Genomic DNA, 18,216 nt, shown 5'->3' with positions numbered 1-18,216 from the left:
AAAGAGCGCCTATGACGTGCTCTTTTTGGCTCATTAGAATATTGATTTTTTATTTACATTATTACTAAACCGATTTAGTAGAAAGCGAGGAGAAGAAACATGAAGATACAGTTAGCATTAGATCGCGTCACGATTGAAGAAGCTATTACACTTGCCAAGCTGGCTGAACCCTCTGTTGACTGGATTGAAGTAGGTACATCTCTTATAAAAGAATACGGAATTGAAAGCATTTATAAAATCAAACAAGCATTTCCACATAAGACGGTTATAGCAGATATAAAAACGATTGATAACGCAGAATATGAGTTTACAATGTGCTATCAAGCAGGGGCAGATGTAGCAACAGTAATGGGGGTGTCGCCTTTACCGACGATAGAGACGTGTGCAAATGTAAGCGAAAAATGGAACAAAAAAATGATGGTTGATTTATTAAACACGTCAAGCAGCCTGCAAAAGCAAGTAAGTATTTATAGAAACGCTATTTTCTGCCATCATATCAGCAAAGACCAACAAGAAAAAGAAGGAAAATCACTGAGTCAACTAAATTTGCGGCAGTATTTTCATTCAGATGCGCAAATGGCAGTAGCAGGAGGAATTAATTCAACATCAGCAGCGTCGTTACTTCAGATGAAAGCCGATGTCGCGATCATTGGATCAGCCATTACAAAAAGTGCAGATGTGGCAAAGGCCTCCGCTGAATTTCAAGAATTATTCATGAGCAGGGGGAACGTATAATGACAAAAGTACAAACGATTTTACATGAGATTACGACTGTGATGAACCACATAAAAGAACCTCAAATAGAAGAAGTAGCGTTTTCACTTTATCAAGCTAAACGAATCTTTGTCATCGGCGAAGGTCGCTCTGGCTTAATGGGCAAATCCTTTGCGATGAGACTGATGCATTTAGGTGCGACAGTATACGTTGTTGGAGAAACCATTACCCCTTCGATTGCAGCAGGTGACGTATTGGTAGCTGTATCAGGCTCAGGAAAAACACAGCAAGTGGTGAGTGTAGCTAAGAAAGCCAAGGAAGTAGGATGTTCAGTTATTGGCATTTCAGCTAGTACAGAATCACCATTAACCGCTCATACTGACGAGCTGCTGCATATTCCTGCTGCAACCAAATACCGAAACGAAAATGAAGCAGCTTCCATTCAGCCTTTGGGCTCATTATTTGATCAATGCGCTCACGTTGTATTTGATACCATTTGCTTAGAATACGGAAAGTTGAATGAAACGGACCATGAACAGGCGTTTAAGCAGCATAGCAATTTAGAGTAAGTCAAAAAAGGCTGGAACAAAAGTATTTTAGTTGAAGGAAGATCCGAACGATGAACCGAGATTCTTGATGGAGAATCCTACTCGTTCGGATTTTTTCATGGTGATGGAGAACGTAGGTTTCATGTATGTAGTGGCTTCTAGCTGTTGATTGGATTGTTTTAGTTATGTCTCAATCTTTTTTGATGCAGATAAGTCTACGTCTAAACGTGAACTTCATTTTTGTTTAATACGAATATATTACTTTGCTTCAAAGGAAGTAACAGCATTTTTATGTTGAAATTGCTATAATATACAAGCCGGTACATATACTAAGGCGACTGAGAATAAAGGAGTTTTGATTGATGACAAAAATAAAATTAATTTCACATAACGATTTAGATGGGGTAAGTCCAGCACTGTTGGGCCGGTTAGCGTTTGGCGACGACAATTTCGATTACAGCACGGTAAGCATTGGCCGCATCAATGAAACGGTGACGCATTTTATTGAAGAAGAAAATGATGGAGACACAGCTTTATACATAACGGACATTAGCGTAAATGATGAAGTAGCGGAAAAATTAAATGAACTTGTAAAAAAAGGCCAGCAAATTACTCTTATTGATCATCATATCTCCGCTCTTCCACTAGCTCAGAAATATGCGTGGGTTCATGTTATTGCAGAAGATGAAAATGGTAAAAAGACGGCGGCTACATCTCTTTTCTACGACTATTTAGTGCGCCACAACATGCTTCAAAAAACGGCGTTACTTGATGAGTACGTAGAACTTGTGCGCTTATTTGATACGTGGGACTGGTTCCATGAAAATAACTTGAAAGCAAAGCGCCTTAATCACCTATATTATTTAATTCCGCATGAAGAATTTAAAGAAACCATTCTAGAAACGCTTCGTGAATCGTATCATACCGAAAATCAAGAATTTACGTTTACGGACAAACACGAAATTTTACTAGAAGCGGAAGAGAAAAAGATTGAAAAATACATTTATGACAAACAAAAACAAATTATAAAAGAAACCGTTAAAATTGATAAAACAACGTATAACGTAGGCATTGTATTTGCAGATACATATCAGTCTGAGCTAGGAAATGCACTATGCTTAGAAAACGAAGATATCGACTTTTCCGTTATGGTGGATATGGGACGCCAAAAGATTGGCTTCCGTGCAGTAAAAGACGAGATCAACTTAGCAGAAATTGTTGGACACCTCGGCGGAGGAGGTCATCCAAAAGCTTCTGGATGCAAGTTAACAGCTGAAACGTTTGCTCTTTTCGTCACGGATCACTTGTTTAAAGACGAAGAAAAAAGTGAATAAAGCGTATAAGGAGGAAATGATATGTCGTTTAAAGATGTAGTCGTTGTTGTTACCGGAGCCGCGAATGGAATAGGAAAAGATGTATCCCGCGCATACGCGAAACAAGGAGCAAAAGTGGTACTGGCAGATGTGGACGAAACGGAAGGGGAACGTCATGCAGAGGCTATTCAAAGACAGGACGGAGAAGCCATTTTTGTAAAAACAGACGTCCGAAAAGAAGGAGATATTTTAAATCTTATTGAAAAAACGGTCAGTACGTATGGGACGATACATATTTTGATTAATAATGCAGGCGTTTCTCGCTGGAAATCACCATATGAGCTGTCCATTGATGAATGGGATGACATTATCAATACGAACTTGCGCAGCGTGTTTTTATGTTCTCGTGAAGCGGCTAAAGTGATGAGGAAAAATGAAAGTGGAGGCTCCATTGTGAACTTAGCTTCTACAAGAGCTACAATGTCTGAACCTCATACAGAAGCCTATGCCGCTACAAAAGGAGGCATCGTTGCTTTAACTCACGCACTTGCCATTTCGCTTGGTGATGACAACATCACAGTAAATGCTATTTCTCCAGGGTGGATTGAGACATCCGATTACGATGGCCTCCGTGAAATTGATCATAAGCAGCATCCTTCTAATCGAGTTGGAACGCCGGCAGATATTTCAAGAGCGTGTATGTACTTAACGAATGCGGAAAATGATTTTGTGACAGGAGCTAACCTCGTAGTAGACGGGGGAATGACGCGAAACATGATTTATGAACATTAAGCATATATGAAAAGAGGCTGCAATATTTAGCAGTCTTTTTTCATATAATCAATAAAAGAAATAACAATTTTTTTATTGACAGATAAGAATAATCATTGTAAAGTAAGTTACATAAAGTAATCAAATTTCAATTAGTCTTTTTTAGTATAATATCTTGAATTAGAGATATAGTAATTCATTATATCTTGTTTATCCTCCTTTATCAGGGGGAAGGGTATAAACATACAATTTAAGCTTTAAAAAAACACAAACAATTAGGAGTGTGGAAAATGGGTTTTTTAGATAAATTATTTGATAAATCAAGTGATCAACAACAAGTTGGAAAAGATTTTTATGAAGCGATTAAAAACCGACGTTCTATTTATGCAATTGATAAAAATGTAAAAATATCAGAAGAAAAAATTGAAGAAATTATTAACTTTTCGGTGAAGCATACTCCTTCATCATTTAATTCTCAAAGCGCACGCGTAGTCGTCTTATTTGGCGAACAGCATGATAAAGTATGGAATATTACGAGAGAAACACTTCGCAAAATTGTCCCAGCAGAAAATTTTGCAGATACGGATCAAAAAATGAACTTATTCGGAAGCGGCTATGGAACAGTTCTTTTCTTTGAAGATCAAGAAGTAATTGAAGGGTTGCAAAAGCAGTTCGCATCTTATAGCGAAAATTTCCCGGTTTGGTCTAACCAATCATCAGGTATGCTGCAGCATGTAATCTGGACAGCACTTGAACTGGAAGGCCTAGGAGCAACTTTACAGCATTACAATCCATTGATTGACGATGAAGTAAAAGCAACTTGGAATATTCCAAGTTCATGGAAGCTGATTGCTCAAATGCCATTTGGTAATCCTGTGGCGCCAGCGGGAGAAAAAGAATTTCAACCGTTAAGTGAACGTGTAAAAGTATTTAAATAACCGAAAAAAGCTTGAAATTTTTTAATTTCAAGCTTTTTTTTACAGAAAATAGTTTGAATATTCTTTTATGTTTACCCTAAGAATAATGCGGTTAAATAAGGGGAGTAGTCCTCAAATCTTCTGTGGAATTTATGCGTTATACATAAACAATTCAATGATGTTTTACAAAAAAATAAAGTTTTTAACTTGGTTTTTTAGAAAATATTTGTTAACATATCCACTTGTGAGGTCTTAGTAAGAGGAGGATGATGTAAAGAATCCCATATCGGACGCAAGGGCGTAGATATGTGGAGTGGGAATTTTAAAGGAGGATTTTATGTCTGATCAAGGAAATCAAGGAAAATTTAAAAAATCAATATCGTTACTTGACTTAACTTTAATTGGGATGGGAGCTATTTTTGGTTCCGCCTGGTTATTTGCTGTTAGTAACGTAGCGTCAAAGGCTGGTCCAGCCGGAAGTTTTTCGTGGCTGATTGGTGGAGTCATTATTTTACTTATCGGTTTAGTGTATGCTGAACTTGGAGCAGCGCTGCCGCGTACCGGTGGAATTATCCGTTATCCGGTTTACTCACATGGTCATTTAGTGGGTTACTTAATTTCATTCATTACCATTATTGCTTACACTAGTTTGATTGCCATCGAGGTAACAGCTGTACGCCAGTATGTGGCTGTATGGATTCCTGGTCTAACTAAACATGGTTCTGAATCGCCTACTACAATTGGCTGGTTATTTCAGTTCGCGTTACTAACGCTATTTTTTATCATTAACTACGTAAGTGTAAAAGCATTTGCTAAGTCAAATGTTATTATATCTGTGTTCAAATATGCGGTTCCTCTTACAATTATCGTCGTGTTAGCTTATCACTTTAAATCAGCTAACTTTACAACTGGCGATTTTGCTCCGTTTGGTTTTAATGGTATTCAAGCAGCCATTTCAACAGGTGGCGTTATGTTTGCTTACCTAGGACTTCACCCTATTGTTTCGGTAGCCAGTGAAGTTAAAAATCCGCAGCGTAATATTCCAATCGCGCTAATTATCTGTATTGTACTTTCAGCGATTATTTACACAGCACTGCAAGTATTGTTCATTGGTAACATCCCGTCTGATATGCTATCAGGAGGATGGGGAACAATTCAAGAGCAATTCTCTTTACCATTTAAAGATATTGCACTTATTTTAGGCCTTGGCTGGTTAGTAACGCTTGTTATTTTTGATGCTATTTTATCACCAGGCGGTAACGGGAACATCTTTATGAATACAACTTCTCGTCTAGTTTATGCTTGGTCTCGTAATGGAACATTATTTAAACGTTTCTCAAAAGTAGATAAGAAAACGGGAATTCCACGTGCGTCACTATGGCTGTCATTTGGAATGTCTGTATTCTGGACACTGCCATTTCCTTCTTGGGAAGCGCTAGTAAACGTATGTTCAGTAGCACTTATTCTGTCTTATGCTATCGCACCAATTTCAGCTGCTGCATTCAGAGTAAATGCAAAAGATCTTAAAAAGCCTTTCAAATTAAAAGGTATGAGCATTATTGCTCCTGTTTCATTTATCTTCTGTTCATACATCGTATATTGGTCAGGATGGACGACAATTTCTTGGCTTCTAGGATCACAGCTTCTAATGGTTGTTATCTACGTAGCATTTAAGAAATACGTACCAACTGACGTCGTAAAATTTGCACAGCAGCTTAAATCTGCTTGGTGGCTAGTTGCTTATTATATTATTATGCTTGTTATTTCTTACCTAGGTTCATTTGGTGGAGGACAAGGTGTACTAAGCAATCCACTTGACTTAATTTTAATTGCTCTCGTTTCACTCGGTATTTTCTACTGGGCAAAATATACAGGTTTACCAAAAGCAGTTATCGATACAGATGATTAATAAAAAACACGGCATGAATTCATGCCGTGTTTTTCGTTTACAGAGGTGTATACTCTATTTATTTATCAAACAGCCATGTTTTTAAAATAGCAGCATACTCACGAAAGTAGGCTTGAAGTTTAATTGAACTCGGTGTTTCTGCACCTAAAGGATATACATCAAAGCCTTGACGCTTGGCAATAATAGAAGCGCGAAACAAATGAAAATCACTGCTAACAAGAACTATTTTTTTATTTTGAATGTCGACTTTCTTTTTAGTGAAAGTGAAATTCTCAAAAGTAGAAGTTGACTGGTCTTCTTTTATAATTCGATTCTTTTTAATTCCTTCTTTTCGTAGAAAACGATAGGCTGCTTCTGCTTCAGAAATTTTTTCATCAGATCCTTTTCCACCCGTTACGATAACTTTTGTCTGTTGATGTGTTTGTAAATAAAATAAAGCTGTCTTTACTCGTTCTTTTAAACTAGGAGACATTTGATCACCATCTACTTTAGAACCTAAAATGAGCACATAATCTGCTTTTTGTGGAACAGGCTTGTGAGCAGTTTGATACATACAAAAAGATATGATTGCTATATAAAGAACAAGCAAACTAGTAAAGATATAAATTATTTTTTTCTTCAACTATGAGCACCTTCCTAGCTAATACATAAGGTATCTGGAAAATAATTGTTATTATAGCATACGAGACCAAAATAAGTATAAACACAGCAATATATAATAATAGAAGAAAATCGTTATTGTGAATGACTATAAAATTCGTTACAATAAAGAATAAACGATTTTAAAAGTGCCTCTAAAGAGGATAATAGGGAAATCGGTGTGAATCCGGTGCAGCCCCCGCTACTGTAAATGTGGATGAACCTGCAAAGACCCACTAGTCAAACTAGGAAGGGTGCAGAAGTAAAATGAAGCATAAGCCAGGAGACCTGCTTTTAAAAACCCCTTATTTTTCGGTGGGAGAAATAAGTCAAGACAATGTGTTAATGAGCGCATGACCAAACCTTGACTTTTACAGTTAAGGTTTTTTTATGTGGTAGGGAGTGGACAAAGTGAAAAAAGGAAAACCTCTTATGATTCAAGGAACGCACTCAGACGCTGGAAAAAGCATGATTGCTACAGCGTTTTGCCGTATTTTTAAAGAAGACGGGTATCAAACTGCACCGTTTAAATCACAAAATATGGCGCTTAATTCATACATTACAATGGATGGAAAAGAAATTGGCAGAGCGCAAGGAATTCAAGCGGAAGCGGCTGGAGTAGAAGCAACAACCAATATGAATCCTATTTTAATTAAACCAACTCGTGATCACGAATCTCAAATCGTTGTTCATGGAAAGCCGCTTCGTAATATGTTTGCTTTTCAGTATCGGCAAGAATTTTTTAATGAAGGGTTGAATGTTATTACTGAATCTTATAAAGAGCTTGCCAATCATTATGATCGAATTGTGATTGAAGGTGCTGGAAGCCCTGCTGAAGTGAATTTAAACGACCGGGAACTCGTAAATATGCGTGTAGCAAAGATAGCCGAAGCGCCTGTTGTGTTAGTAGGAGATATTGATAAAGGAGGAGTTTTTGCGAGCTTAGTGGGTACTCTTCAATTGCTTCCTGATGAACACAGGCCTAGAGTTATTGGAGTATTAATCAATAAATTTCGAGGAGATTTAGAACTGTTAAAACCAGGGTTGAAGTGGTTTGAAGAATATACAGGTGTTCCGGTATTAGGAGTTATTCCTTACATGCATGACGTGGAAATTGACGCTGAAGATTCGTTATCACTCAGAAATTACTCAACGCTTGTGAATCCGTTAAAAGAAATCGATATTGCGGTTATCTCGTATCCACGCATCTCAAATTTTACAGACATCGATCCTTTAAGCTTAGAAGAAGACTGTCATGTGAGACTTGTAACCAAACCATCGCAATTAGGTACACCTGATTTAATCGTTTTACCAGGAAGCAAAAATACGATTGAAGATGCGCAGTTTTTACAAGAAAGCGGCCTGGCTTTAGCCATTAATCAAGTCTTGAATACAACGAACGTTCACATCATTGGCATCTGCGGAGGATATCAAATGTTAGGTGAGACAATTACAGACCCCGATGCCGTAGAGTCCCGGATTGAATCTATTAAAGGCCTGGGTTTGCTTCCAGTGGAAACCATTATGAGAACCAGTAAAAAAACGGAAAGAGTTTCTGGGTATGTTCAGCTAGAGAGTGAAAGAGTTTCGATTGAAGGCTACGAAATTCATATGGGAAAGACGACTTCTAAAAGCATAACGGAAGCTTTTGCAGTGGTGGATGGTGAAAAAGAAGGAACGGTTAAAGAAAACGTAATTGGTACATATGTTCATGATGTGTTTCATAATGATGCTTTGCGCAGAGCTTTGCTTAATCAAATTCGTAAACATAAAAAATTGCCGCCCATTACGGATACATTCAACAGCCGCCTGCGAAAAGATGAGTCTTTTTCAAAAGCAGCGGCATATGTGCGAGAAGCTGTGGATATGGAAAAGCTGTATTATTTAATCGACAATTATAAAAGCCCGGAGCAAGCACAAAAAGTATAGCTTGCAGAGGCTTTCACTTGTTTTTTTACCGGATTTTTTAGTACGCTATTCTACGTTGTCTAGTTCAATAATCTCGCACTCGTAACGAATAAAAGATGATTGTTTCCAACTCTATGTATGGTGGAAACAAGGTTTATGGACAGGAAAATGAATGGTTAATGTAATGTAAAACATCACGCCTCGTTTCCTAGAGGAGCTGAAAGTATTGATTTTTAAACATATTTTTTTAAACAAAACATCTATTTTATACATAGTGAGTTTATTCATTGTATGTACTTCGGTTATCATGGGCGTATTTATTGGCACAGTTTCATTAACCGTAGGAGATATAATCAAAATTATTATTGGCCACCTTATCAGGCAATCCTTATATCATGGTCCAGAGAACATGGATTTAATCATTTGGCAAATTCGATTCCCAAGAGTACTGGTGGCATTTTTAGTAGGAGCTTCACTTTCCATAGCAGGGGCTGCTTTTCAAGGGTTATTAAGAAACTCTCTTGCCGACCCTTATACGATTGGCGTTTCTTCAGGTGCAACCCTTGGCTCTGTTATGGCAATTTATTTTCATTGGAGTATCTTTGGTTTGTCCATCTTCACACTGCCTGTAGTCGGCATTGTGGCTGGATTTCTTACCCTTCTTTTAGTTTTTGGTATTACGAAGCTGGCAAGCGGCAATTTGGCCAATGAAACCATCATCTTAGCGGGAATTATTTTATCATCCTTTATGAGCGCGCTTATTTCATTAATTGTGGCTCTTTCTCCTGAAGAAGATGTAAGGCAGGTTTTATATTGGCTAATGGGAAGCGTATCGATGAGAGGATGGTCTCATATTCAAATCTTAGGGCCGTTCTTTTTGATCGGTACGATTATGCTGCTGTTAAATGTAAAAGAGCTGAACGGCTTAGCATTTGGCGATCAATCCGCTCATTTTATGGGAATTGATGTGAAGAAGAAGAAAAGAGCGATTTTAATAGGAGCATCCGTATTGACAGGAGCTGCGGTATCAGTGTCCGGAGCAATAGGGTTTGTTGGCCTGGTTATTCCCCACGTAGTGCGCCTCGTAGCGGGAGCTAATCATAAGCATGTGCTTCCGCTTTCTATTTTAATAGGAGGAAGTTATTTAGTTTTAGCAGATTTATTGGCACGAACGATTTTAGAACCGCGGGAACTGCCAATCGGAGTTGTAACCGCCTTAATTGGTTCGCCGATTTTTACGCTGCTCCTTGTAAAAGAACGTATGCGGAAAAGAGGAATATCATGATTGAATTACATAATGTCACAGGAGGATACGATAAACAAAAACCGACCGTGCGTGACATCACGTTCACCGTAGACAAGGGTTCTTTTGTCGCTTTACTAGGACCAAATGGAAGCGGGAAAACAACGCTTATTCGCTTAATTATGAATGTATTAAGCATTCAATCAGGAGAAGTAAAGATAGAAGGAAAGTCAGTAAAAGCTTATTCACCAAAACAGCTGGCGCAAAAAGTAGCTGTCATGACGCAAGAAAATCAAATAGGGCTGGAATTTACGGTTCAAGAGATTGTTTCACTTGGACGTTATCCTTACCAGGCAAAAGGTTTGTTCAGCGCTGCATCAGTACAGGATGAAGAAGTAGTAGAAAGCGTGATGAAATTAACAAACGTCTGGCACTATAGAAATCATACCTTTCAATCACTGAGCGGTGGAGAAAAACAGCGAGTTTTACTTGCTAAAGCGCTAGCGCAAGAACCTGACTACTTACTTCTTGACGAACCAACTAATCACTTAGATGTAAAACATACGATGGAGCTGCTTCAGCTGTTAAAAACTTTACAGCAGGAAATGAACTTAACGGTCTTGGCCATTTTGCATGACCTCAACATCGCCTCGCTATTTGCAGATGATGCCGTGTTATTGAAGGATGGAAGAGTAGAAGAAACAGGGATAGATGCCATTTTTCATGATGCAGCTACCTTAAAAAGAGTATATGATGTCGATTTACACGTATTTCACCATCCCGCTATGAATAAGCGGCAAATTGCTTTTATGCCGCCATATCAATATCCGAAGATGGACTTCCATGAATTGTATCAGTTACAAAAAGAAGCGGGAAGGTTGTCTTTGTCGTTTGTTCGCCCTCTGAGAACTCTTTCACTTGGTTCAAATGAAACAGGTCTAGATTGGTGTCAAGAAATTGTTCAACAGCAAAGCAGTGCTGATATGAAGTGGGAAACTGCGTCTTTATCTAGTCATGAAGTTCGCTTAAAAGATGATAAAGGGTACTCGTGGGTAGCTTTGTTGGCATATGGTCAAAAAGAAAATGAAATGGATATTATGCTAGTAACAAATGCGCCGCTTTCGGACGCGAACTTACTTCATGGTGCGATGAAGATAATCGAATACCGGGCTGTCTTAGGAAGAACAGGACGTATTGTTTTAGCATCATCTCATCATACAGAAGAAAATCAAGAAGAAATTTCAGACTTCTTAATGGAACGTCTCCAAAAAGAATTACAAGTATTTCTTAAAACAAAAATGACCGACAATTGCTTTAAATAAGCAGTTGCGGTCATTTTTTATTCCTCGGAGTGATCAGATTTTTCTGTTTCGCTTCCTGAACTCATCGTTGTCTCCGTTGTATGTTCATCAATCTTTTTTTCTTTTAACTTTACAGAAAACAAGTCTTTGACTTCTTCATTTACTTGATCTGAGTCGGTGCTATAAGTTGTACCGATGTTTAAGTGACCGGTCAAATCTTTAATGCCTAGCTGGCCGAAATTATTACTAAGATCAATTTTGTCTAACAATACTTTTTCGACCATAATTTTTTCAACAACAATGGACTGCTTTGGCTGAGTTACTTCATTAATCTTCTTGTCAAGACTTGTCAGCATCTCATATAAAGCTGTATTGGATGATAATTCCTTTAACGCAGAGAGCTGATTTTGGATGTCTTTGAAATTAGGAGCTGACTGCATAGCCGAAAGTAAATGAGCTGTTTGCTCATGCAGTTGAGACAGTGATTGAATAAGGTGAGCCGATTCATGTAATTGCTGATAAAGCTCTTCTATTTTAGGGATCGCGTCAGTTAAACGCGTCACTTGATCAAGAATCTCCTGCAAGTTCAGCGCTGAATCTGACGAAAAAGCAGGTTTTGTGAATTCAGCTTCTGCAGATGTCTTAGACTCTATTTGGCTAGGTAACTCCTTTGGCTGCTGAGGTAGTTTCTTTAGATTAGACTCTATTTGGCTAGGTAACTTCTTTGGCTGCTGAGGTGCTTTCTTTAGATTAGACTCTATTTGGCTAGGTAACTCCTTTGGCTGCTGAGGTAGCTTCTTTAGATTAGACTGTTTTTGTGGCTTCATCTTTTTGGGTAATTCTCTCCGCTTTTGATTAGAACGTTGGTCTATGGGACTTACTTTTTTTTTGGTTGGAAGGGAAGACGGATGTATTTTACGGACTGTTTCAATTTTAGGCGATTGTTTAAACCACTTAGAAAACATGAAATTCCCTGCCTTTCATGCTACGTATATTTCTGCACAATAAATTACAAATCAAATTTCACGTACAAAAGACCATCTTTAAATGATGCGTGACATGGAGCTTCACCTACAGCAGATGGAAGGATGATTGATCGTTGAAATGTTCCTTCACGTCTCTCTTTGTGAAGAACATTTGCATCCTTCATCGTTAGAAGAGATGAACCGGATATGTGTAAAGTGTTTTCGTGCATGGTCAATTCGACGTCTGTTCGCTTAGCACCGGGTATTTCAATCACAACTAACAGTTGATTTGCCCATTCATATACATCAATTAAAGGATAATCTCGATACTCGTTCACAATTTGAGGAGAGGCATCTACTTCTGTATCATTCTTTTCTTCATGATCATCGTCAAAAATCTTTTCCCAAAATTTCGTATGGTTTTCTTCCTGTAACGTTTCTGCCCACTTTTTAAACTTTCCGTGATTCATATTTATCACCTTCTTAAAAAAATAAAACAAGATCTTTTACAGCTTTCTACTTTATATGTATGCATGAAAACAGAAAAAAACGTCCACTTTAATCTAAATCGTGAACGTCTATTTGAGACATAGGAATATTAACATGTTTAGGCATCCGGATTTCCAACACCCCGGAACGATATACGGCGCGTGTACCTTTTTTACGAACCGAACAAGGAAGCTGAATTTCTTCTTTGAAGGATTCTTCCCCATCTATTCCTTCGATTGTACACACATAGGGAGTATGATAAACTTTAATGCTTGATACAATATCGCGGTTAGGGATTTTTAACTGAACAATACATTCGTCTAGCGTATTGATGACGTTCGAATCAAATCTTCTGAGCTTTTGTCCATGACCTTCATTCCCCATATCCTGCTGTTCTTTCATCATGTCTTGAGCTTGCTTAAAGAATTCATTTCCTTGCATGAAATCCGGAAAAGAATGAGACATCGTAGAAGAAATCATTTGCTGAATATATTTATTCATGTCTTTTGATGCCATTCCTTTTGGAAGATTTTCCATCATTCCTTTAAAAGGAGACTTTCCAAATGGAAACATATTTACACACCTCCTTGTAATGTGCCAAGTAAACTGACCAAATTGTTAAAGCTAAATTTGATTTCCAATTGGAGCTGAAGGGTTTGCAATTTGATCTTGATCACTTACATCAGGATCTAATACGCCCGTATTCATTTGAGAGCAAGTAGGAGAGAAGTTACCTAAAGAGAAATTTGCGCCGTTAAACTTGGAGTTCGCCGTGTGACTGTTTTGAATGGTGGAACCAAAATCAATATTTGCGTTTTGCGTGACACCATTTGTTACGATATTAAAAACGTTAATTTGAAGAGGCATAAAGAGACTCCTTACTGTTTTTATTCATTCCACTCTAACGGCCTATCGCGTTAAGAGAGAATGTATTCACCGTTTGTCATCATGCTATTGACAAGCATCGCCCTATATCACTGCTGATAACCATTGACATGATCAACGTTTGCAATATCTGTTTGGTCATTTGTATCAGGATCGATATAAATGTTTCGCATTTTCGAGGAAGCAGGTGAGACATCGCCATAAGAAGAGTTCGTACCAGTGGATTTCGAATGAGCCGTGTGACTGTTATGGAGTGCTTCGCCAATGTTGACAGAGCCGTTGCTTGAGATACTGTTGATCTTTAAATTATAAATATTAATAACACTTGGCATACGCTCTCACCCTTTTCTATGGTTGATTAATGTATCCTATGATGATAAGTGCCTAAACGTTCACGCATCCTCATAACTAAAATCGCCTTTTCCGTTTGAAGGAAAAAGCGATTGAGAGAGGATTACTTAATGATATGATGGGCTTATGAAATGGGTGCAATACGATAATTCTTTTTTTCTAAAATGTAAGAGATGCTTTGTTGAACAGTGGAAAATGTCCGCCAATTAAACTGAGAATCTACAAGTGAAAGAGCCATGTTTGAAGACAGACCAACGATAAGGCAAGTGGTACCAATCAATCGTAAAGCATCATGGAGGGTATTAATATAATAGCCGTGTTCTTCGTCTAATGAATGAAGGGAAGACAAGTCAATAAGCAAATAGCGCGCCTGTTCTTTTACAACTGCCTCCAATACCGTTTCAGTTAGCTTCTTTCCACGTTCTATATTCATCTTACCGGTAATGGGCACGGCTAAAACCTCGTCCCATATTTTTAATAAAGGGGTGGATAAGTCCTCAATTAACCGTTCTTTTTCAAGCTCTGCTTCTGCTTGATCGGTAAAGTCCAATAACATAAGCAAGTAGCCATAACGCTCACCGTCTTTTGTATCAATGGGGTGAATCACAGCTTCTGCTACGTATTGACTGCCGATCGTTATACGTGTTCGATAAGTTGTATGAAGAGAGGTGAGTAATTTTTTCGCTTCTTCAGGATTGGAATGAAAGAAATCCATATGCTTTCCAATTAGCTCTTGGATATGGGATAACTGGTAGATTGAGAGTACTGGTTGGAGTGTTTCAATTGCTCTTGCATTCATCCACTGCACACGATAGTCTTTATCGGCAATGATCATAGTTTCCTGAATATTTTCTAAAATCAAATGTCCATTAAGCTTTTGCGGAAGTCGTCCAATTCCATTCATTCTCTATCTCTCCTTATGCGTGTATTGAGTTTATGTACATCTATTTTACAGCGAAAAGAATGAAGAAGGCTATAAGAAATTTATTGACATGTGTAGGAAGCCCACTAAGTAAAGAAACGTGGGAGTAGGCACTCGCTTCAATTAATAAACTCCCCTGTGTAAAAGGGGAGTTTATCTTATTCATATGATTTGATAAAGTCAACGTTATATTTTTCAACGCTTGATAAGTAGGAATCTCTAAACGATGAATCAGGCATATACCATGACTTTCCATCAAAATAGGCTTGAAGATCTTTCGATTTAAATATATACCCATGCCGCGCATAGATTTCATTTCGAGCCAGCCTTAGTTCACCCGAGCTCAAACCACTAATATCACTATAGCTTAATTTGTAAGAATCTGAATATGGGAGAATATAAGAACTTGAAGTACCATAAGAGCGCGGGCCAGGTACTATCACTTCACGTTCATTTATGACGGTTTTTTCTTTTTCAACAGGCGGCGTTTGTATATTTAACGTAATTTTTTCTTCATTTTGAATGGTGTAGGGACTGCTTTTGAACGTCGTGCCGTCTTTTTGTACTTCTGCATGAACAGTGACGCTTCCATCCGTAGCAACCGGTCCTATTTGTGATGAGCTATTTACCTGCAATCCCGTGCTTTTTCCGTTTACAAATAAAATAGCGTCATCTCTATTCGATGAGATTGTAACGTAAGCCCCTTTAAATACAAGAGATATATCTTCTTCTTTTTGGCGATGAAAATTTACAGTAGTTTGATCCGTAAGTTTTCCGTAAGAGCTTTCATAAGAGGCCACAAGCGGATAATTCCCAATCATGAAAGGTCCTATTTTTTGCGTTTGATTTTTGGATATTGACTGTTTTGTTTCGTTAACTGTAACCGTTGCATCTTCTGGGGTGGTAAGGGAGATATAATAAGGTGAAGGCACGACCACGTATTGTTTTTTGAAGAATAATGAGCGTTTTTGTTCTTTTATTGTAAAATAGATACTCGTTTTATTTTTTAAGTCATTTTCAACCTCAGGCAAAATAGAACCGTCGGAAGTTGCATCAAACAGCGCTTGAATAGATGTGTCACTGATAACTGTATTAGACTGTGAAGAGTCTAATAACTCTCTTACCACAGCTGTATCTTTCGATTCTAATGCCTCAATAAAGCGGTCAGCCGTTTTTTCTTCTGAGCTAGAGAACAGGGAATAAACTACAAAAGTTAAAATAAGTATAAGCGCAATACCTCCACTGATGTACCAGCTCTTTTTATGCTTAGCTGCAGCTGACGACACCGTGAAAGAAAAGCCACAGTTATTGCAAAATAATTGGTCTGTGCTTGCACTGGCACCGCATTTTGGACATTGATTCATTCACATCATCCCTTTCATTTTATTCAATTAAATGTATGGAATATATAGGTAGAACAGACCATTAAATTGGAGAACAGGAATCTGACGGAAAACACAAGCACCCCAAACATGCACAGCAAGAGTGAGATGTGCTATGATAAAAACTATATATTAATCCGATAGGGACACTCTGTCATATAAAAAGGAGATGAAGCAAATGAGTGTTTCATTTGTAAATGAAAACCAAAAGTCTACGTATGAAAAACTTCTGCCTCTAGTCGAAAAATTTAAGAAACGAGCTTTTAAAATAGATGAAGAAGGTACGTTTCCATTTGAAAATATTCAAGAGTTAAAAGAAGCTGGCTACACACGTCTTTCTCTAGAAAGCAAATATGGCGGAGATGAATTACGCCTTTATGATTTTTTATTATTTCAAGAATTAATTGCTCAAGGAGATGCTTCTACTGCTCTTAGTATCGGATGGCATATGGGGATTACAATGGATTTATGTGAAAAACAGCCCTGGAGCAAGCAAATGCTCAATTTTATTTTTAAAGAAATAGAAAAAGGTGCACTTATTAACACCGCTGCTACTGAGTCGAAGACAGGAAGCCCTACTCGAGGAGGAAAACCGGAAACGACGGCTGTAAAAACAAAAGAAGGTTGGCGAATCAATGGCCGAAAAACTTTTACCACTATGTCTCCGGTCTTAAACTACTTCTTAGTAAAAGCAAGCATCGAAGGAGAAGAAGATATCGGCTTATTTTTAATTCCTCGTGAAACAAGTGGACTTTCAGTGGAAGAAACATGGGATATGATTGCAATGCGTGGGACAGGGAGTCACGACCTTGTGCTAGAAAATGTTGATATTGAACATGATTTTCTTGTTGAACGTCTCGGTGGTTTTAAAAAGAATGAGCCAAGCGGCTGGCTGCTTCATATACCAGCTTGCTACATGGGGACAGCAATTGCAGCAAGAGATTATGCTGTGGCATTTGCTAAAGAATATTCTCCCAATAGTATCGAAGGAACGATTAGTGAGTTGCCAAATGTGCAGCGTTTAGTAGGAGAAATGGAACTTGAACTGATGCAGGCACGTCACTTTATGTACAGTGTTGCAAGTAAATGGGATGAGACCAACGACCGAGCAGCACTAGCCGGAGAATTAGCAGCTGTCAAACACGTGGTGACCAATAGTGCCTGTACTGTCGTCGACAAAGCAATGCGCATAGTGGGGGCACGAAGCTTGCAGCGTAGTAATCCACTGCAGCGTTATTATAGAGATGTGCGTGCCGGCCTTCATAACCCTCCAATGGATGATATGACGATTGTTAATTTAGCGAAACAGGCGTTTATTAGATGATAAATACGCTTCATACCTCTTAATAACATGTTAAATGGTGAAAAACTGCTTATTATAGGCTATCATCCTATAATAAGCAGTTTTTTATTGTAGGAGGAGGAATTGAAGATGCAATCTATAAGAGAAATTCAGTTGGCACCCTATAATATCGAGTGGGAAAAGGAATTTACACAAGAAGCTGACACCTTAACCAATGTAATATCAGCTCAAATTTTAGAGGTTCATCACATCGGAAGCACCGCTGTTCCCGGCTTGAGCGCAAAACCAATTATTGATTTACTTATTGTAGTGAAAGATATAAAAAAAGTAGATACATATAATCAGAAGATGGAACAGCTTGGATACGAAACGAAAGGTGAAAACGGCATAAAAGATAGACGATACTTTCAAAAAGGAGGAAATGAAAGAACCCATCATGTTCATATTTATGAAAAAGGCCACCCAGAAATTAATCGTCATATATGGTTTCGAGATTATCTACGCGCTCGCCCTGATGCAGCGAAAGAATACGAAACGTTGAAAAGAGAATTAGCACATCGCTATCGCTTTGAACCAGAAAAATATGTGGAAAATAAAACAAATTTTATTCATAAAATAGATCAGCTAGCTTTAAAGTGGAGAAAAGGTTAAAGCAA

At 38.1% G+C, this 18,216-nt stretch carries 19 protein-coding genes and 1 riboswitch; of the genes, 11 read left to right on the top strand and 8 right to left on the bottom strand.

Translation table 11 applies throughout. The features are described 5' to 3' along the window. Nucleotides 1-99: 99 nt before the first annotated feature. From hxlA to ACLHDF_RS30680, 6 genes are all read left to right on the top strand, one after another. Nucleotides 100-735, top strand: a complete 636-nt coding sequence (gene hxlA / locus ACLHDF_RS30705) for a 3-hexulose-6-phosphate synthase (RefSeq protein WP_413922160.1) — start codon at nucleotides 100-102, stop codon at nucleotides 733-735. Next, entirely contained in the window at nucleotides 735-1,283 is a 549-nt protein-coding gene (gene hxlB / locus ACLHDF_RS30700) for a 6-phospho-3-hexuloisomerase (RefSeq protein WP_413922159.1), read from the top strand. The genes hxlA and hxlB overlap by 1 nt, the downstream gene beginning before the upstream one ends. A gap of 341 nt (nucleotides 1,284-1,624) precedes the next feature. Then, nucleotides 1,625-2,596, top strand: coding sequence for a DHH family phosphoesterase (locus tag ACLHDF_RS30695; RefSeq protein ID WP_413922158.1), 972 nt, complete (start codon nucleotides 1,625-1,627; stop codon nucleotides 2,594-2,596). Nucleotides 2,597-2,617: 21 nt separating this feature from the next. Next, nucleotides 2,618-3,367 carry an SDR family oxidoreductase gene (locus tag ACLHDF_RS30690; RefSeq protein ID WP_413922157.1) on the top strand — a complete coding sequence of 250 codons (750 nt, stop codon included), beginning with the start codon at nucleotides 2,618-2,620 and terminating at the stop codon, nucleotides 3,365-3,367. Between the two features lie 269 nt (nucleotides 3,368-3,636). Continuing rightward, nucleotides 3,637-4,284 carry a nitroreductase family protein gene (locus ACLHDF_RS30685; protein WP_413922156.1) on the top strand — a complete coding sequence of 216 codons (648 nt, stop codon included), beginning with the start codon at nucleotides 3,637-3,639 and terminating at the stop codon, nucleotides 4,282-4,284. Nucleotides 4,285-4,600: 316 nt separating this feature from the next. After that, nucleotides 4,601-6,172: an APC family permease gene (locus ACLHDF_RS30680; protein ID WP_413922155.1), complete on the top strand. Its 1,572-nt coding sequence runs from the start codon at nucleotides 4,601-4,603 to the stop codon at nucleotides 6,170-6,172. Nucleotides 6,173-6,230: 58 nt separating this feature from the next. On the opposite strand, the gene ACLHDF_RS30675 is transcribed toward ACLHDF_RS30680, so the two are convergent. Next, entirely contained in the window at nucleotides 6,231-6,794 is a 564-nt protein-coding gene (locus tag ACLHDF_RS30675; RefSeq protein WP_413922154.1) for a YdcF family protein, read from the bottom strand. Nucleotides 6,795-6,941: 147 nt separating this feature from the next. Beyond that, nucleotides 6,942-7,122, top strand: a riboswitch (cobalamin riboswitch). A gap of 91 nt (nucleotides 7,123-7,213) precedes the next feature. Here ACLHDF_RS30675 and ACLHDF_RS30670 point away from each other — a divergent pair. The 3 genes from ACLHDF_RS30670 (at nucleotide 7,214) to ACLHDF_RS30660 (ending at nucleotide 11,284) form a co-directional block, all read left to right on the top strand. Continuing rightward, nucleotides 7,214-8,740, top strand: a complete 1,527-nt coding sequence (locus ACLHDF_RS30670) for a cobyric acid synthase (RefSeq protein WP_413922153.1) — start codon at nucleotides 7,214-7,216, stop codon at nucleotides 8,738-8,740. A gap of 205 nt (nucleotides 8,741-8,945) precedes the next feature. After that, nucleotides 8,946-10,004: a FecCD family ABC transporter permease gene (locus ACLHDF_RS30665; RefSeq protein ID WP_413922152.1), complete on the top strand. Its 1,059-nt coding sequence runs from the start codon at nucleotides 8,946-8,948 to the stop codon at nucleotides 10,002-10,004. Continuing rightward, nucleotides 10,001-11,284, top strand: a complete 1,284-nt coding sequence (locus ACLHDF_RS30660; protein ID WP_413922151.1) for an ABC transporter ATP-binding protein — start codon at nucleotides 10,001-10,003, stop codon at nucleotides 11,282-11,284. The genes ACLHDF_RS30665 and ACLHDF_RS30660 overlap by 4 nt, the downstream gene beginning before the upstream one ends. Nucleotides 11,285-11,301: 17 nt before the next feature. On the opposite strand, the gene ACLHDF_RS30655 is transcribed toward ACLHDF_RS30660, so the two are convergent. From ACLHDF_RS30655 to ACLHDF_RS30625, 7 genes are all read right to left on the bottom strand, one after another. After that, the gene (locus ACLHDF_RS30655; protein ID WP_413922150.1) at nucleotides 11,302-12,228 is read right to left on the bottom strand and encodes a hypothetical protein; all 927 of its coding nucleotides are present in this window, start codon (nucleotides 12,226-12,228) and stop codon (nucleotides 11,302-11,304) included. A 44-nt stretch (nucleotides 12,229-12,272) separates the two neighbouring features. After that, nucleotides 12,273-12,698 (bottom strand): Hsp20/alpha crystallin family protein, encoded by a 426-nt coding sequence (locus ACLHDF_RS30650; protein ID WP_413922149.1) that lies wholly within the window; start codon nucleotides 12,696-12,698, stop codon nucleotides 12,273-12,275. Nucleotides 12,699-12,786: 88 nt separating this feature from the next. After that, on the bottom strand, nucleotides 12,787-13,290 hold the full coding sequence (locus ACLHDF_RS30645; protein ID WP_413922148.1) for an Hsp20/alpha crystallin family protein: 504 nt from the start codon (nucleotides 13,288-13,290) through the stop codon (nucleotides 12,787-12,789). Nucleotides 13,291-13,341: 51 nt separating this feature from the next. Continuing rightward, a complete protein-coding gene (locus tag ACLHDF_RS30640) occupies nucleotides 13,342-13,584 on the bottom strand; it encodes a spore germination protein (protein ID WP_013057626.1) in 243 nt (80 codons plus the stop codon). 107 nt (nucleotides 13,585-13,691) lie between these two features. Further along, entirely contained in the window at nucleotides 13,692-13,934 is a 243-nt protein-coding gene (locus ACLHDF_RS30635; RefSeq protein WP_013057625.1) for a spore germination protein, read from the bottom strand. Between the two features lie 143 nt (nucleotides 13,935-14,077). Beyond that, on the bottom strand, nucleotides 14,078-14,857 hold the full coding sequence (locus ACLHDF_RS30630; RefSeq protein WP_413922147.1) for an STAS domain-containing protein: 780 nt from the start codon (nucleotides 14,855-14,857) through the stop codon (nucleotides 14,078-14,080). 176 nt (nucleotides 14,858-15,033) lie between these two features. Next, nucleotides 15,034-16,239 (bottom strand): TcaA 3rd/4th domain-containing protein, encoded by a 1,206-nt coding sequence (locus ACLHDF_RS30625; RefSeq protein WP_413922146.1) that lies wholly within the window; start codon nucleotides 16,237-16,239, stop codon nucleotides 15,034-15,036. A gap of 196 nt (nucleotides 16,240-16,435) precedes the next feature. On the opposite strand from ACLHDF_RS30625, the gene ACLHDF_RS30620 reads away from it, so the two are divergent. Next, nucleotides 16,436-17,581, top strand: coding sequence for an acyl-CoA dehydrogenase family protein (locus ACLHDF_RS30620; RefSeq protein ID WP_413922145.1), 1,146 nt, complete (start codon nucleotides 16,436-16,438; stop codon nucleotides 17,579-17,581). Nucleotides 17,582-17,689: 108 nt separating this feature from the next. Further along, nucleotides 17,690-18,211, top strand: coding sequence for a GrpB family protein (locus tag ACLHDF_RS30615; RefSeq protein WP_413922144.1), 522 nt, complete (start codon nucleotides 17,690-17,692; stop codon nucleotides 18,209-18,211). Nucleotides 18,212-18,216 lie beyond the last annotated feature (5 nt).

Source organism: Priestia megaterium (assembly GCF_046599315.1).
Classification (GTDB): domain Bacteria; phylum Bacillota; class Bacilli; order Bacillales; family Bacillaceae_H; genus Priestia; species Priestia megaterium_F.
The sequence above is the reverse complement of the archived record's forward strand: the minus strand, read 5'-3'. Positions and strand labels throughout refer to the sequence as shown.